The sequence below is a fragment of the Thermoanaerobacter mathranii subsp. mathranii str. A3 genome (assembly GCF_000092965.1).
In the GTDB taxonomy this organism is placed as follows: domain Bacteria; phylum Bacillota; class Thermoanaerobacteria; order Thermoanaerobacterales; family Thermoanaerobacteraceae; genus Thermoanaerobacter; species Thermoanaerobacter thermocopriae.
In genome coordinates, this window is the sequence record NC_014209.1 from 980,348 (window position 1) to 997,008 (window position 16,661).

Below are 16,661 nucleotides of genomic sequence, written 5' to 3' on the forward strand. Positions count from 1 at the left end.
GTAAAACGACACTCTCAGCGCTGAATCAGGAATATTAAAAGCCGCCACGACAAAGTGAAAAGGCAGATGCAAGAAGTATCTGCCTTTTTGTATTTTTATTGTAAGACTTTTTTTGTGATGAATGGTTTTTATTATGTATATACACACTTTTTTGAAAAATTTGATGCATTTAATTTGAAAATAGTGAAGAACACATTTTTCACATAATTTATTTAAAACTTTTTGATTATTTTATGTTATACTTTATATAATTAAATATGGAGGTGAAAATCTTGCCAAGAAAAATTTATCTTGTAGAAGATGAAAGAAGCCTTAATGTTTTACTTGAAAAATATTTACAGCGAGAAGGCTATGAAGTTACTACTTTTTTGGATGGAAGTTCTGCAATGCAAAGAATAAAAGATTTGCCGGACCTTTGGATACTGGATATAATGTTGCCGGATATAGATGGCTATGAATTGATTAAGGCAATTAAGCAATATAATCAAAATACCCCTGTAATATTTATATCTGCAAGAAATGAAGAGCTTGACAGGGTAGTTGGATTAGAGTTAGGAAGTGACGACTATTTATCTAAGCCTTTTTTACCAAGAGAACTTGTTATCAGAACTAATAAACTTATGGAGAGAATCTATGGAAATAATGAGAAAAAAGCTGAAAACGACATAAACATAGGTAACTACAGAATCAGCAAAAGACAGCGAACAATTTTTGACGGAGATAATGAAATCCAGCTTACCAATAAAGAATTTGAGCTTTTAAACTATTTTGTTGAAAACAAAAATATTTTGCTATCAAGGGAACAAATTTTAAATAAAGTATGGGGCGAAGATTATTTTGGGTCAGACAGAGTGATTGATGATACAATTAGAAGGTTGAGGAAAAAGCTCAATAAATTAAAAATTGAAACCGTATATGGATATGGCTATAGATTGGTGGAAAAATCATGAAGCGCTTTAGATTTAAATCATTGACAATGAGAATATGGGTGACTTTTTCAGTGGTAATTTTAATTATAATTTGCAGTACTTCAATTTTGTATTTGTTTGCTTTTAGAAAGATGGATGAAAATGCAAAAATGCAGGATTTGAAAGTTGTGCATGAGGCACTGCTAAAAAGCAACGATTTTAATCAACCTTTAAGCAATTTTAGTAAGATAAAGAATCTTAGAAACAGCGACAATTTTATTGTGAATATAGACGACAACAATAGGATATCGATAATAGATATCAATAAAAGAGGAGTACCTCCACCTCCGCCACCTCCAGGACATAATGATATAGCCGTAAAAATATGGATGACTAGTTTTATAAAGGGCGACAACATCCATGAAAAGCAATTTAAAGAAGTCTATAATAATGTGCAATTTTTATTTATAATAAGCTCTATTGAATACGGCAGCACGGGGAAATCATATTTGATATCATATATGCCAAATATAAAAAATGACACGTTGCTATACATGGTAATTATAATAGGACTTATATTTATCGTTATTGGCTTTTTTGCAGCAAAAATTGTTGCAAATTATATCTCGAAGCCCTTAAAAGAGCTTGAAAACTATACAGTAAAAATAGCCCATAAAGATTGGAGCGAACCGATTAAAATTAAAAGCGAAGATGAAATAGGAAGATTGGCAAAAGCCATGAATAGAATGCAAAAAGAATTAAAACGCGCCGATGAGGAAGAAAAGACGTTTTTGCAAAGTATATCTCACGATTTAAAAACACCTGTTATGGTGATTATGAGCCACGCCGAAGCAATAATTGACGGAGTATATATAGATTCTATTGAAAAAACCGCCGAAATAATAAAGGATGAAGCCACAAGATTAGAAAAAAAGATTAACCAGATGTTATATTTAAACACTTTAGATTATCTTCTTGAAAACAGCGGCAAAAATACCTATATAAATTTACATGATTTACTTTTGCGTATAATAAGCAGATTTGAAGTTATTAACAGCAAAATTGAGTGGAATTTGGACTTGGATGACGTTACAATTATGGGCGATGTAGATAAAATACAAGTCTGCATTGAGAATATTTTAGATAATGCACAAAGATATGCGGAAGAAAAAATTTGCATATCTTTAAAAAAAGAAAAAGACTATGCAGTACTTGAAATATACAATGACGGGCCAAACATTGACAAAGAACATATCGACCATATTTTCGATAAACTTTATAAAGATAAAACTGGTAATTTTGGTTTAGGCCTTGCTATTTCTAAAAAGATCATAGATTTTTACAATGGCGAAATTAAAGCAGTAAATAGGGAAAAAGGTGTAAGTTTTATCATAAAATATCCTATAAAATAAAAGCAATTGGCACTTTTGCTGATTGCTTTTATTTTATGCAATCACACAAAATTCACATAATCATTTGATATTAATGCAACAAATATGCTCTATACTTTTTTAAAAGAAGGAACTCTTTTTAAGTCCTGCTTTTTGTCTTCCTTAAGAAATAAGCACAGTTTTACGTGAAATTAAAAACTAAGAAAGGATTGATAAAATGGAAATAAAAAAGGCTGTTATTCCAGCAGCTGGATTAGGAACCAGATTCTTGCCAATTACAAAAACTATACCCAAGGAAATGCTACCTATTGTGGATAAACCTGTTATACATTATATTGTGGAGGAGGCTGTTAATTCTGGCATCAAAGAGATATTGATAATTACTAACAAAAACAAAAAAGCGATAGAAGATTACTTTGACAAGTTTGATGAAATTGAAAATGAAATTAAAAAAAGTAACAAAGAAGAGTTATTACCATTAATACGGGATACATGCAATTTGGCTGATATTTATTATGTAAGGCAAAAAGAACTTAAAGGATTGGGACATGCAATAAGTTGTGCAAAAGCTTTTGTTGGTAACCAACCTTTTGCAGTTTTGTTGGGTGATGACCTTGTTGACAGCAAGGTTCCATGCCTTAAACAATTAATAAACTGCTATTCTAAATACAATTCACCTATTTTAGGAGTGCAAGCTATTGATAAAAAGGATGTTGTAAAATATGGAATTATAGATGGTATACCACTTGAGGACGGAACTTACAAAGTTAAAAGCATGGTAGAAAAACCTAAAGTCAGTGAAGCTCCATCGAATATTGCTGTCTTGGGCAGATATATACTAACTCCTCAGATATTTGATATACTTGAAAAAACCGAACCTGGGAAGAATGGAGAGGTACAGCTTACAGATGCGTTAAAAGTATTAGCACAGCAGCGACCAATATATGCTTATCACTTTGAAGGAAAAAGATATGACATTGGGGACAAGTTTGGGTTTCTTCAGGCTAATATAGATTATGCATTAAAGCGCAAAGAGTTGAGAAAAAGCCTTATAATATATCTTCAAGCTGTTTTGAAATCTTAATAAGGTGTAGCTTCCCGATTTTTAATGTTTTAGGGAAAGGAGTATAGATAATGTCTAAAAAGCAGATATTTAAAATTAGCCTGATTTTGATTTTGGGATTATCGATTTTTTTATGCATTTATACCACCTGGGAATATAGCAATAATATAATATCGCATCAAAAGGCTACTGAACATTTTATGCCGCCTATGGACAGCAGAAGTCAAATGGACAAAAATCAATTTCCGAATTTAAATCCAATGCAACCTGTACATCCTCAAGGCAGGAAAATGTCCAACATGAACATGAGTTCTATTTTTAAATACACTCTACCAATTGGCATATATTCAATGATTTTCCTATTTCTTTTTATTACTTATTACTACTTTTTCATACATAAAAATACAAAGGTCAGACTAGATAATGAGATGAGACTAGTAATTATTTTGCTTTGTATAGGTTTATTTTTCCGCATTTCATTAACAACATTAATAGAAGGTCATCCGGGTGACATAAACCTTTTTAAAAGTTGGGCAACATCTGCAGCAAATGACCTGTTTAAATTTTACAAAAATACAACTTCCTGTGATTATCCTCCATTTTATATTTACATCCTTTTTCTTATTGGTAAAGTTGTAAGCATTCTGGCTTTAGAAAATTATTATACAATATTGTTAAAATTGCCTTCAATAATAGCTGATATTGTTACAGCCTTTCTTATTTATAAATTGGCTAAAAAACATCTTTCTCCAACAATTGCTATTTTTACGTCTACATTTTATGCGTTTAACCCGGCAGTTTTTACCAATTCAGCAATATGGGGACAAGTAGATTCCTTCTTTACTTTACTGGTTGTAGTGGCACTGCTTTTTTTATCACAAAAAAAATATGTACTATCTTCTACCGCGTTTACAGGGGCTGTACTAATGAAACCACAAGGAATAGTTTTCTTGCCAGTGCTTTTTTTCGAGTTAATAAGGGAAAAAAATCTCAAGACTTATATAAAAGTAATACTTTCTGCTTTAGTGACAGCTGTAGTTATTATTCTTCCATTTTCTTCAAATGGAGATGTGTTGTGGATTTTTAGATTATTTTTAAGTACCATATCAGAATATCCTTACGCTTCTGTTAACGCGTTTAACTTTTTCGGTTTACTTGGTGCGAATTATGTGAAAGATACTTCTGTCCTTTTTATATTCAATTATCATACTTGGGGAATGATTTTTATAGTTACAATTACCCTCCTTTCGTGGTTTATTTATGCTAAAGCAAACAGCAATTTATATGTTTTTGCTATAGCTGTTGTACAGATAGCAGGGGTGTTTACTTTTTCTACTAGCATGCATGAAAGATATTTGTTTCCAGCAATTGCTTTAGCAGTGTTAGCTTTTGTATATCTTAAAGACAAAAGATTTCTGGTATTGGCGGGTGGGTTTACTGCTACTGTCTTTGTAAATACCTATTACGTCTTGCTTCAAACATTAAAGGGCATAAATAACATACCATATAATTTTTTGCTGGTAGTTATTTCGCTTTTGAACATAGCATTGTTCATTTATCTTATCAAAATTTTGCTGGATAGCACCATTAAAAATAAAACACCTGCGACAACTGTCAATGATATAATCCCATAAACTTCACATATTTATTTGATACTAATATGACAATTACTAAGTATGCTTTAGAATATAAAGTTAACTCTTTTAAAAATTTGAAATATCATTTGGAATGACAAGTTAAGAGGTGAATTTTAATGTTGGAATATTTATATAGTCAAAATTCGATGGTACCACGTATAGTCATTACTCAAAATGACAAAAAGACTAAATTGAAGGCTTTTTTAGATCTATTTAGCATTTTTGTAAATAGAGAGTAGGTAGGAGACAAAGTATTTACAACTAGTTAAGGAGGTATTCAAGATAATGAGTAAAACCGTCTATTCTGTGGTAGTGCCTGTCTACAATGAAGAATTGGTGATTGAAGAAAGTTATAAAAGAATAAAATCTGTCATGGACTCAACTAATGAAAGCTACGAAATTATTTTTGTAAATGATGGAAGCAAAGATAGGACAAGAAGTAAGGCAGAACAAATATGCAATAGAGACAAAAATGTAAAACTTATAAATTTTTCCCGCAATTTTGGACACCAAGCTGCAATAACAGCGGGAATGAAATTGTCATCAGGAGATGCTGTTATTGTAATTGATGCGGATTTGCAAGATCCTCCAGAAATAATGATTGAAATGATAAAAAAGTGGAAAGAAGGCTATGATGTAGTATATGGCAAAAGAGTCAAAAGAGAAGGGGAATCCTTTTTTAAGAAGTTTACAGCGAAAGCATTTTATAGATTATTAAAATTTATGACAAATATTGATATACCCGTGGATGCAGGTGACTTTAGACTTATAGATCGCAAAGTGTGCAATGTGTTATCGTCGCTTCCAGAAAGGAATAGATATATAAGGGGACTTGTTAGCTGGGCTGGTTTTAAGCAGACAGCTGTGGAATTTATACGACAAGAGAGATTTGCTGGAGAAAGCAAGTATCCTTTAAAAAAGATGATAAAATTAGCTATTGACGGAATAACTTCATTTTCCTACAAACCTTTGACTTTTGCTAGTCTTGTGGGAGGAATAGCAACACTAGTTGGCATAATTTCGACGATAGTAATCTTTCTGAAAAATATAATTAGCGATGAAGAAATATTAAGTTTAGGGTTTATTTTAGCAGTTAATATTGCTATGTTTGGATTGATATTAGGGTGGATTGGCATAATAGGAGAGTATATAGGAAGGATTATGGATGAAAGTAGGGGCAGGCCCCTATATATAATTGAAAGTATATTAAATTACAAGGAGATACCAGAGGAATATGGAAAGAATATCTGAACTGATAGATTACATTTATAATGGAAAATTAAAACATATAAGTCGCTTTGGAACAGTAGGAATAACCAATACTTTAATAGATTTTTTCGTGTTTACCGTATTCTACAAAATAATTGGAGTGAATTACGTTTTTAGTCAAGCTATAGGATATAGTTGTGGAGTGATAAACAGTTTTGTATTAAATAGAAAGTGGACTTTTGAAGTAAAAAATGCTAATAATAAGATATTTTGGGAATTTGTAAAGTTTCTAGTATCGAATTTAATTTCTCTTGTGATTACAATGTTAACTATTGATTATTTAGTCAAAAATCTGCAATTAAATGTGTATATATCTAAAATAATTGTTACCCTTATAGCCCAAGTGATAAACTTTCTTTTATATAAGTTATGGGTATTTAGTTAGGAGGAATTACTGGTGAGGAAAATAAAAATTTCGAAGGAGATGTGTACATTATTACTAATTTTAACTTTGTCGACAGTATTAAATTTTACTAATTTAAGTATAGAAGGATATGGAAACAAGTATTATGCTGCTGCTGTAAAAAGCATGACCATGAGCTTAAAAAATTTTTTCTTTGTGTCTTTTGATCCGGCTGGGTTTGTATCAGTTGACAAACCGCCGTTAGGTTTTTGGATTCAGGCAATTTCTGCCAAAATATTTGGTTTCAGGGGATGGAGCTTAATTTTTCCTCAAGCCTTTGCCGGGGTTATTTCAGTAGCCTTGATATATGTTATCGTAAAAAAAAGTTTTGGCGGCACAGCAGGGCTCATTGCGGCTTTATCCCTCGCAGTAACGCCTGTTTTTGTAGCAGATAGCAGAAATAATACGATAGATAACTTGCTTGTTTTAACCTTGCTTTTAGCTTCTTTGTTTTTGCTTAAAGCCGCGGAAAAAGGTAAGTTGAGATATCTTCTTTTAAGCTTTGCCTTAGTCGGCATTGGCTTTAATATAAAAATGTTGCAGGCATATATGATCATTCCAGCTTTGTATTTTACGTATATTATTTCTTCTGCAGTACCTATTAAAAAAAGGATGTCCCAGTTGGCTATTGCTACAGTCGTTTTACTTTTAATTTCTTTGTCGTGGGCGATAATTGTGGACCTAGTACCTAAAGAGGATAGACCTTACGTAGGAAGCAGCACCAACAATACAGTAATGGAACTCATAATAGGCCATAACGGCCTTGAAAGGCTAGGAATTGGAAATAGCGGTTTTCCAAGCGGTGCGAACCGCATAAGAATTTCTGATAGGCAGGGTCAGCCTCCAATTAATGATAGAGATAGCAATTTTGCTCCTATTCCTCAAATACCAAACCAATATGGGCAAGATATGTTTGGCAAACAATTTGACGGATACAATCCGCCGCAGAATAATTTCGGCCTGGATGGTCAAAACAACATGATGCCACCAGCCAATAAGGGAAGAAATATACAGCAACGTGCAGGAGGAATGGGCGGAACTTTTGGAGGCCAAGAAAAAGCTAGCATAACCAGGCTATTTTCCAACAATAGCCTTTCTGATCAGATAATATGGCTATTCCCTATTGCAATATTTGGATTTATATCAGCCTCTATAAACACAAAATTAAAAAGGCCTTTTGATAATAAAGAAAAATTATCATTGATATTTTGGATTTCATGGCTATTGCCGGTTTTCCTGTATTTTAGCTATTCAACAGGTTTATTCCATCCATATTATTTAACCATGCTTGCACCACCAATTGCAGCACTTGTTGGCATTGGTCTTGTGTCAATGTGGCAATCTTATAAAACAGGTGGATGGACTTCATGGATTTTACCTGTTGCCCTCATTATAAACGGCTTAGTTCAGATTTTAATATTGTCGTATCATTATAATATGTCGAATATTCCTAAGATAATAATGATAGTATTGTCTGTTTTATGCTTTGCCTCAGCAGCTATACTTATTATTTTAAATTTAGTAAAAAGTAAAAACATGAAGCTAAGGAAGGTGCTGGTTGTTGCTGCTTTTGCAGGCCTTTTAGTAGCTCCTACAATTTGGTCAGCGACTACCATATTTTATCCAATGTCAGGGACTTTCCCATCAGCCGGTTTAGACCTTGCCTACAATAGAGAGGGTAGAAATCTTGACTCTACTACTGTTGATAATTCTAATGAGAAATTAATAAGTTTCTTACAAAAGAACAAAGGAAATGCAAAATATTTGCTTGTTGTTGCTTCAGCGCAGGATGCAGAAGACATAATAATTAAAACTGGTGAACCTGTAATGGCACTGGGAGGCTTTTCTGGTACTGACAATATACTGACTTTAGACCAATTTAAGCAGTTAGTCAAAAAAGGTGAAGTAAGATATGTACTAGTAAATGGAAGAGGAAATGGTTCAAACAGTGAAATAATGAATTGGGTTCAACAAAATGGCAAGGTTGTTTCGAAAAGTGAGTGGAGTGATACCAATACGACGTATAATCAGCAAAATCAAGTAGAAAATAATGTAAATTCAAATTTAGGCAATCCTAATATTGGCGGTTTTAATGATAGAAGTTTTGGGCAACTGTACGATCTAAAGGGGGTTAACATTAACGATTGATATATTCTGAAATGGCTATAATAATGTAGCCATTTCAGACTGCAGACAAAGCCCAAGGAATTCCGTATAATAAAAGGGATTCCTTGATTTAATGAAACAATTCCAACGCCAACGGCTTCCAGAAAAAATAAAAGTTCCTGAAAGTGCTTTTTATGTGATATAATATGAAGAAAAGATTTAATAGGAGGAGCACTTAAAAAGTGACAAGAGTAGATTTATCTCTTAAAAGAAATGGTCATAAAAAAGCTGTGGCTTTTTACACTTTAGGCTGTAAGGTAAATCAATATGAGACAGAAGTCATGGCTGAGCTTTTTAAAAAAGCTGGTTATGAAGTAGTTGATTTTGACGAAAAAGCGGATGTTTATGTAATAAACACTTGTACTGTAACAAATAGAAGTGATATGAAGTCAAGGCAGGAGATACGAAAAGCTAGAAAGAAAAATCCTAATGCGGTGGTAGTAGCTGTTGGCTGCTATGTACAAGTAAGTCCAAAAGACGTTTTTTCTCTTCCGGAAGTGGATATAGCGATTGGTACCAAAAATAAAGACAAAATAGTGGAATTAGTAGAAGAATTTACACAAAAACATCAAAAGTTGAGTGTGGTAAATAATATAATGACTCAAAAAGAATATGAAGAGTTTGAGGTGACAGCCTATACAGAAAGGACAAGGGCATATGTAAAGATTCAAGACGGCTGCAATCAATACTGTACTTACTGTATAATTCCTTACGCTAGGGGACCTGTAAGAAGTAGAGAGCCTGAAAAAATATTAGAGGAAGTAAAAAGGTTTGCTGATTCAGGGTATAAAGAAATTGTACTTACTGGTATACACATAGCTTCCTATGGCAAGGATTTAAAAAATATTGGGCTTTTGGACATTATAAAGAGAATTCATGAAATAGATGGCATAAAACGGATAAGACTGAGTTCTATTGAGCCTGTCTTTTTAACGGAAGAATTTGTAAAAGAAATAGCTAAGTTGCCTAAGATGTGTAGGCATTATCATGTATCCCTTCAAAGTGGGTGTGATGAAACCTTAAAAAGAATGGGAAGAAGGTATACTACAAAGGAGTATAAAAGTGTAATTGATAGGTTGAGAAAATACATCAAGGATGTGGCGATAACTACAGATGTGATGGTGGGATTTCCTGGGGAGACTGAAGAGGAGTTTCTCGAGACTTACAAATTTGTGGAAGAGATTTGCTTTAGTAAAATGCATGTTTTTAAATATTCAAGGAGAAAAGGTACAAGAGCTTATAGCTTCCCAAATCAAGTGGCAAATCATATAAAAGAAGATAGGAGTAAAAAGCTTATAGAATTGTCTAAGAGGTGTGAATATAAATTTATGGAGAGTTTTATAGGGAAAACTTTGGAAGTCCTTTTTGAACAACCTGTTAAGAATATGAAGGGTTACGTAGAAGGCTTGACTGATAATTATTTAAGTGTAGCTGTCAAAGGGGATATAAAGTTACTTAGAAATGAGATTTATCCAGTAAAAATAAAGGAAAGAAAAGATAATTTCTTAATTGGAGAAATTGAAGGAATTTAACCAGACGTGTAGAATATAAGAAAAGGAGGTGATAAGATGTCAGATTGTATTTTTTGTAAAATTATAAATAAAGAGATATCTTCCAATATAGTTTATGAAGATAATTTAGTAGTAGCTTTTCGTGACATTAACCCCCAGGCACCTGTACATATCCTCATTGTGCCAAAAGAACATATACCTACATTGTTAGATTTAAATGAAAATAACAAACATGTAGTATCTCATGCCTATATGGTAGCAAAAGAATTGGCAAAAAGTGAGGGCATTGACGAAAAAGGTTATAGAATTGTATCAAACTGTGGAAATGATGGGGGACAAACAGTATATCACATACATTTTCATCTTTTAGGCGGTAGATTTATGACTTGGCCACCAGGTTAATCATTGACACATTATGGGTTTAGGAGTATAATAAAATGAGAATTTTAAGCAATACATCGCAGCAAAATACGCAGCTTAGTTTGAGCAGTTTATCTGGAGGGAGGGAGAGTAGTGGCTGAAGTAAGAGTCGGCGAAAACGAATCCTTGGACAATGCTCTGAGAAGATTTAGGCGTCAATGTTCTAAAGCAGGCGTTTTATCAGAGCTTCGCAAAAGAGAGCATTACGAGAGTCCCAGTGTAAAACGTAAAAAGAAATCTGAAGCAGCAAGAAAAAGAAAATATAAATATAATAAATAAAGGAAGTGCTTGCCATGACCCTAAAAGAGCGAATATACAAAGACATGGTAGAAGCTATGAAAAAGAAAGATAATTTTAAAAAGAATATTTTAAGCATGGTAAGAGCTGCCATTCTCCAAGTTGAAAAAGATACTCAAAAAGAATTGGATGACCAAGGGGTAATTAATGTAATTTCTAAGGAGATAAAACAAAGAAAAGAAGTATTGCCGGATTACGAAAAAAGTGGAAGGCAAGACTTAGTAGATAAAGCCAGAAAAGAAATTGAGATTATGCTTTCTTATTTACCGAAGCAGCTATCCGAAGAGGAAATAGAGGAAATAGTGAAAAAAGTTATAGAAGAAACGGGTGCTAAAACCAAAAGCGATATAGGAAAAGTAATGGGAAAAGTAATGCCAATGGTAAAAGGGAGAGCAGATGGCAACCTCGTAAAAGAGATAGTAAATAAATATTTACAGTAAACAAAGGACTTGATACCATCAGGTGTCAAGTCCTTTAGTAATTTTATCCTCCATACCAGAGAACTGTTGCCTATTAAAAAGGGAGAGAATTTTTTTAATTTATTTCTCATAAAATTTTAAAAGAAGGGAGGCTACGCTATGAGAGATGGGATAAAAAACGAACTTGTAAATGCAATAGACTTTCCAAAAGAGGTACTGCTTAATCTCCCTAAAGTAACTTTGATAGGTAAAAACCATGTTACCATAGAAAACCACAAGGGAATTATTGAGTATATTCCTGAAAGGATTAGGGTGAATACGACAATAGGTGTTGTTAGAATATTAGGTAAAAAAATGATAGTGAATTCTATAATGACAGAGGTCATAACTATTAGCGGGGAAATAACAAATATAGAAATATTGGTATAGGAGGAGTATTTTTGATTGCAATAAAATTATGGAATTTTATAAAAGGATATGTTATTATTAAAATTGAAGGTTTGTCAATTGAAAAATTTTTAAATCTTATAATGGTAAATGATGTCTATATTTGGGATATTGAGCGGAAAAATTATACAACTGTAGTTGCAAAAGTAAGTTTAAAAGGTTTTAAGGAAATAGTGTCTTTTGCGAAAAAAACTAGCTGTCGTGTTTCAGTGATTTCTAAAAGAGGATTGCCCTTTGTAATTTCGCGATTAAAAAGAAGAAAATCATTGGTTTTTGGGGCGGTAGTTTCTATTATACTGATTTATGTATTTTCTACTTTTATATGGGAAATTAATATAGAGACCGTCAACAATGTAAATGAAAAAATGGTTTTAGAAAAGCTTTCACACTTGGGGTTGAAGCCAGGGGTTTCTAAATTTGCTATAGATGTCAATAAAATAGAGACCGAATTTTTATTACAGAACAATGATATATCCTGGGTAGGAATAAATATAAAGGGTACTAATGCTTTTGTAAAAGTTGTAGGTAAAACAAAACCTCAAGAAGTATTGTCAAAAGATGAACCTTGCAATATAATAGCTAAAAAAGATGGTATAATTTATAAGATGACGGTTTTAGAAGGGGAAGCGATAAAAAAAGTTGGAGATACAGTAAAAGCGGGAGATATAATTGTTACAGGTATAATTGAAAAGCCAGGACTAGAGACAAGATTTGTGCATGCTGATGGTCAAATTATTGCAAGGACATGGTATGAAGTTTATGCTGACGCAGAGCTAAAAAAAGAAGTCTTTGAAAGGACAAACAACAAGATAACCGTTACAAAAATAATATTTGGCAATAATACTATAACTATATCGCCTAAAAAAGTAGACTTTAAGAATTTTGAAAAAGAGGAAAAAGAGATAATATCAAAAGGTTTTCCAATTAGAATAATAAAAGAAGTGTATTACGAAACTAAGCCTAAAACTATTGTTTTATCTAGAGAGGAAGCAAAAAATGTCGCTTTTGAAAAAGCATTAAAAGAGTTGGAGAAAGTTTTAGGACCTCAAAGTAAAATACTAAACAAAAAAGAAAGTTATGTGATTATACAGGATAAAATATTAAGGGCCAATATTACTGTAGAAGTTTTAGAGGATATAGGAATGAAAGAAAAAATTTCTTATATAGGAGGGGAAAACTGACTAAATTGATTAAGGAATTGGCTATCAATATTGAGGATATAGATCAAGCTGCCAATTTATTTGGGAACTTTGATGAAAATATTAAGTTAATAGAAGAGGGATTGGACGTCAAGATAGTGTTAAGAGGAGGAACTATTAAGATAACGGGGGAAGAAAAAAACGTGGAGTCTGCGAATAAACTTTTTAACAAGTTGATGGGCATGATTGAAAAAGGAGATGTGATTACTACTCAAAATGTTTTATACACTATGAATATGATTGAGGCAGGAGAAGAAGAAAAACTAAAATCTTTAATGTCTGATATTGTTTGTATAACAGCAAGAGGCAAACAGATACGGTGCAAAACTTATGGGCAAATGAAGTATGTAGAAGCTATGAGAAAAAATCAGATTGTATTTGGAATAGGACCTGCCGGTACAGGCAAGACCTATTTGGCTATGGCAATGGCTATTACAGCCATGAAAAACAAAGAAGTAGGCCGTATAATTTTAACAAGGCCGGCTGTTGAAGCAGGAGAAAAGTTAGGTTTTCTGCCAGGAGATTTGCAAGAAAAAGTTGACCCTTATTTAAGACCTTTATACGATGCTCTTTACGACATTTTAGGAGCAGAGGTTTTCCAAAAGTACATGGAGAAAGGCTTAATTGAGGTAGCACCACTAGCTTATATGAGAGGTAGAACTTTAGACGATTCTTTTATAATACTCGATGAGGCTCAAAATACCACTCCCGAACAGATGAAAATGTTTTTGACACGTATAGGCTTTGGCTCTAAAGCTGTTATAACTGGTGACGTAACTCAAATAGATTTGCCACGAGGGAAAAAATCTGGCTTGAAAGAGGTTATGGAAATATTAAAAGGAATAGAAGGCATAGAGTTTGTAATGCTTTCTGAAGAAGATGTGATAAGACATCCTCTTGTAGCTAAAATTATAAAAGCTTATGAAATTTATGAGAAGAATAAGGAGGAAAACAAATCAGAAATCCCGGAGCGAGGGGAATAATTTATGAAAAAATTGGACAAACATATAAAAAATATAATTAAAAATGAGCGATTAATAATCATTTTTTTTGCTGTTTTTTATTTTATTTTCTCTTATGCCTTAGTTTATACTAGTGTAACGCCTCCTAAATTTGACCTTAAGGCAGGGGATGTAGCAACCCAAGATATAAAGGCACCTAAAGATGTAGTGGATATAATAGCTACTCAAAAAAAGATACAAGAAGCAGTAAATGCGGTAAATCCTAAATATGATTACAATGAAAATATTGCAAAAGAATCTTATAGTAAGCTAGTTGATTTTTTCAATAAATTGAGAGAAATACGCAAATCTCAAGAAGCAGAAGAAAAAAAGTTGCAAGACTTTAAAGCTATAAGTCCAATTGGTTTGGAAGAGGATGATATAACTTTGCTTTTAGAAATAGATGATAATACTCTTATAAACATGGAATCGGTTGTGTTGTCGACTGAAAAAGCGATTATGGCAAGGCAGATTACGGAAGATACTTTACCTACTGTTTTAGAAGATGCTGAAAGTGTTGTAGAAAGTTCTGATATTTCTGCAGAAGTAAAACCAGTAGCAATTAAGGTTTTATCTTCTGTTATTGTTCCTAATATGATATACAATGCCTATGAGACAAACCTTGCTAAAAAAGAAGCAGAAGAAAAAGTACAGCCAGTTATGTATAAAAAAGGGCAAAACATTGTGGTCAGTGGAGAGGTAGTGACACAACAACAAATCGAAGTTTTAAAATCCTTGGGCCTTTTAAAGAGTAGTAGTAAAATTGATTATGGAATGATAATAGGTTTGCTTTTGATATTAGGCTTGTCACTGTTTCTATCAATGTATTATATTATAAAATTGGACAAAAAGATTACTACCAAAAAAATCTACATGGAATTGTTGTGTTTAACAGGTATTTTTTATCTTTTATTGGTCGTTGCCTTTAAAGAGATTGAACCCCTTTTAATTCCCTCAGCTACTTTGCCTATGTTAATTTCTGTTTTAATAGATCCTTATATTGCCATTATGATAGACATAATTTATTCTCTTTTAGTAGGCTTGATGGTGGGGTTTAACCAAGAATTTATTTTTATGTCATTGCTAGGAGGGTTGATTGGTGCAGTAAAACTTTCTCATCCTAAACAACGTTTAGACTTTGTTAAAGCAGGCCTTTACGTTAGTGGTGTAAATCTTGTAAGCATTGTAGGGATAGGGCTTTTAAATAGCAATGATATAATTTCTGTATTAAAAAGTAGTTTATGGGGGATTGTTAGTGGGACTTTTAGTATAATTTTGGTGATTGGTACTTTACCTTTTTGGGAAACAGTTTTTGATATTCTAACTCCTTTAAAACTTTTGGAACTATCAAACCCAAATAACCCGCTCCTAAAAAGACTTATGATGGATGCTCCTGGGACTTATCACCACAGCATGGTAGTGGCAAATCTTGCAGAAGCTGCTTCTGATGCTATTGGAGCTAACAGTTTATTGGTTAGAGTAGGAGCTTATTATCATGATATAGGTAAAATTAAAAGACCTTATTTTTTCAAAGAGAACCAGCTTTCAGGAGAAAATTTACATGATAAAATCTCTCCTGATTTAAGTACATTAGTAATAATTTCTCATGTAAAAGATGGAGTGGAGCTAGCTAAAAAGTATAAGCTTCCTCAACAAATCATTGATTTAATAAAAGAACACCATGGTACTTCTTTGGTGAAATATTTTTATACTAAGGCTTTACAAAATGAAGAGGAATCTTGCGAAGAAGAATCTTTCAGATATCCAGGTCCAAAGCCTTCTACTAAAGAGTCTGCTATTTTGATGTTGGCAGATTCTGTAGAAGCAGCTGTGAGGTCTATTCCTGAACCTACTGAGGAAAACATAAAAAATATGATAGATAAAATCATTGCAGATAGATTAGACGATGGTCAGTTAGAAGATAGCGATTTAACTTTAAAAAATATTAAAACTATAAAAAATTCTTTTTTGACTGCTTTAACAGGTATGTTTCACAAAAGAATTGAGTATCCTGATATTGAACCAAATCAAAATAAAGAGGTGTTAGAATGAACATTTTAATCGACAACAGACAAAGTAAAGTCGATGCAGCAAATTTAGAAGAATTGATTGAAAAAGTAATAAAAACTGTATTAGAAGTAGAAGAGGTTATTGATAATGTTGAAGTAAGTGTATCCTTTGTAGATAATGAGGAGATGAGAAAGTTAAATAAATATTACAGGGGCATAGATAAGCCGACAGATGTTTTGTCGTTTCCTTTAGCAGAGTTTGAAGAGACTTATGACAAGATTGAGAAAATAGATCAAGAGTCAGAAGAAGTACAGCCAATAGGAGACATAGTTATTTCTTTGGAAAAAGCGTTAGAGCAATCAATGGAATATGGCCATTCCTTTGAGAGAGAAGTAGCTTATCTGACTGCTCACAGCATGCTGCATCTTTTGGGTTATGACCATCAAACTGAAGAGGAAAGAAAAATTATGAGGCAAAAAGAAGAGGAAATTATGGCGAGGCTTAATATTAGGCGGTGATT

The 16,661-nt window shown here is 32.7% G+C and carries 17 protein-coding genes; all 17 read left to right on the forward strand.

The window, feature by feature from the left end:
* Positions 1 to 272 precede the first annotated feature (272 nt).
* Complete coding sequence (locus TMATH_RS04740) at positions 273 to 950, forward strand: response regulator transcription factor (RefSeq protein WP_013150159.1); 678 nt, start codon at positions 273 to 275, stop codon at positions 948 to 950.
* Positions 947 to 2,320 carry a HAMP domain-containing sensor histidine kinase gene (locus tag TMATH_RS04745; protein ID WP_013150160.1) on the forward strand — a complete coding sequence of 458 codons (1,374 nt, stop codon included), beginning with the start codon at positions 947 to 949 and terminating at the stop codon, positions 2,318 to 2,320. The genes TMATH_RS04740 and TMATH_RS04745 overlap by 4 nt, the downstream gene beginning before the upstream one ends.
* Before the next feature lie 196 nt (positions 2,321 to 2,516).
* Positions 2,517 to 3,383, forward strand: a complete 867-nt coding sequence (galU, locus tag TMATH_RS04750; RefSeq protein WP_013150161.1) for a UTP--glucose-1-phosphate uridylyltransferase GalU — start codon at positions 2,517 to 2,519, stop codon at positions 3,381 to 3,383.
* 50 nt (positions 3,384 to 3,433) lie between these two features.
* The gene (locus TMATH_RS04755) at positions 3,434 to 4,996 is read left to right on the forward strand and encodes a glycosyltransferase family 39 protein (protein WP_013150162.1); all 1,563 of its coding nucleotides are present in this window, start codon (positions 3,434 to 3,436) and stop codon (positions 4,994 to 4,996) included.
* Positions 4,997 to 5,115: 119 nt separating this feature from the next.
* Positions 5,116 to 5,238 carry a hypothetical protein gene (locus TMATH_RS12355; protein WP_013150163.1) on the forward strand — a complete coding sequence of 41 codons (123 nt, stop codon included), beginning with the start codon at positions 5,116 to 5,118 and terminating at the stop codon, positions 5,236 to 5,238.
* A gap of 46 nt (positions 5,239 to 5,284) precedes the next feature.
* Complete coding sequence (locus TMATH_RS04760) at positions 5,285 to 6,250, forward strand: glycosyltransferase family 2 protein (RefSeq protein WP_013150164.1); 966 nt, start codon at positions 5,285 to 5,287, stop codon at positions 6,248 to 6,250.
* Positions 6,234 to 6,653: a GtrA family protein gene (locus tag TMATH_RS04765; RefSeq protein WP_013150165.1), complete on the forward strand. Its 420-nt coding sequence runs from the start codon at positions 6,234 to 6,236 to the stop codon at positions 6,651 to 6,653. The genes TMATH_RS04760 and TMATH_RS04765 overlap by 17 nt, the downstream gene beginning before the upstream one ends.
* Before the next feature lie 12 nt (positions 6,654 to 6,665).
* Positions 6,666 to 8,819, forward strand: a complete 2,154-nt coding sequence (locus TMATH_RS04770; protein ID WP_013150166.1) for a glycosyltransferase family 39 protein — start codon at positions 6,666 to 6,668, stop codon at positions 8,817 to 8,819.
* 200 nt (positions 8,820 to 9,019) lie between these two features.
* Positions 9,020 to 10,369, forward strand: a complete 1,350-nt coding sequence (mtaB, locus tag TMATH_RS04775) for a tRNA (N(6)-L-threonylcarbamoyladenosine(37)-C(2))-methylthiotransferase MtaB (protein ID WP_013150167.1) — start codon at positions 9,020 to 9,022, stop codon at positions 10,367 to 10,369.
* Between the two features lie 36 nt (positions 10,370 to 10,405).
* On the forward strand, positions 10,406 to 10,750 hold the full coding sequence (locus tag TMATH_RS04780) for a histidine triad nucleotide-binding protein (RefSeq protein ID WP_012994994.1): 345 nt from the start codon (positions 10,406 to 10,408) through the stop codon (positions 10,748 to 10,750).
* Between the two features lie 111 nt (positions 10,751 to 10,861).
* Positions 10,862 to 11,047: a 30S ribosomal protein S21 gene (rpsU, locus tag TMATH_RS04785; RefSeq protein ID WP_012994995.1), complete on the forward strand. Its 186-nt coding sequence runs from the start codon at positions 10,862 to 10,864 to the stop codon at positions 11,045 to 11,047.
* A 14-nt stretch (positions 11,048 to 11,061) separates the two neighbouring features.
* Positions 11,062 to 11,505, forward strand: a complete 444-nt coding sequence (locus TMATH_RS04790) for a GatB/YqeY domain-containing protein (protein ID WP_012994996.1) — start codon at positions 11,062 to 11,064, stop codon at positions 11,503 to 11,505.
* A gap of 138 nt (positions 11,506 to 11,643) precedes the next feature.
* Entirely contained in the window at positions 11,644 to 11,913 is a 270-nt protein-coding gene (gene yqfC, locus TMATH_RS04795) for a sporulation protein YqfC (RefSeq protein WP_013150168.1), read from the forward strand.
* 11 nt (positions 11,914 to 11,924) lie between these two features.
* Positions 11,925 to 13,112, forward strand: a complete 1,188-nt coding sequence (gene yqfD, locus TMATH_RS04800; protein ID WP_013150169.1) for a sporulation protein YqfD — start codon at positions 11,925 to 11,927, stop codon at positions 13,110 to 13,112.
* Positions 13,113 to 13,117: 5 nt separating this feature from the next.
* Positions 13,118 to 14,113, forward strand: a complete 996-nt coding sequence (locus tag TMATH_RS04805) for a PhoH family protein (RefSeq protein ID WP_013150170.1) — start codon at positions 13,118 to 13,120, stop codon at positions 14,111 to 14,113.
* A 3-nt stretch (positions 14,114 to 14,116) separates the two neighbouring features.
* On the forward strand, positions 14,117 to 16,183 hold the full coding sequence (locus TMATH_RS04810) for an HD family phosphohydrolase (RefSeq protein ID WP_013150171.1): 2,067 nt from the start codon (positions 14,117 to 14,119) through the stop codon (positions 16,181 to 16,183).
* Positions 16,180 to 16,659, forward strand: coding sequence for an rRNA maturation RNase YbeY (gene ybeY / locus TMATH_RS04815; RefSeq protein ID WP_013150172.1), 480 nt, complete (start codon positions 16,180 to 16,182; stop codon positions 16,657 to 16,659). Before TMATH_RS04810 ends, ybeY begins: the two co-directional genes overlap by 4 nt.
* Positions 16,660 to 16,661 lie beyond the last annotated feature (2 nt).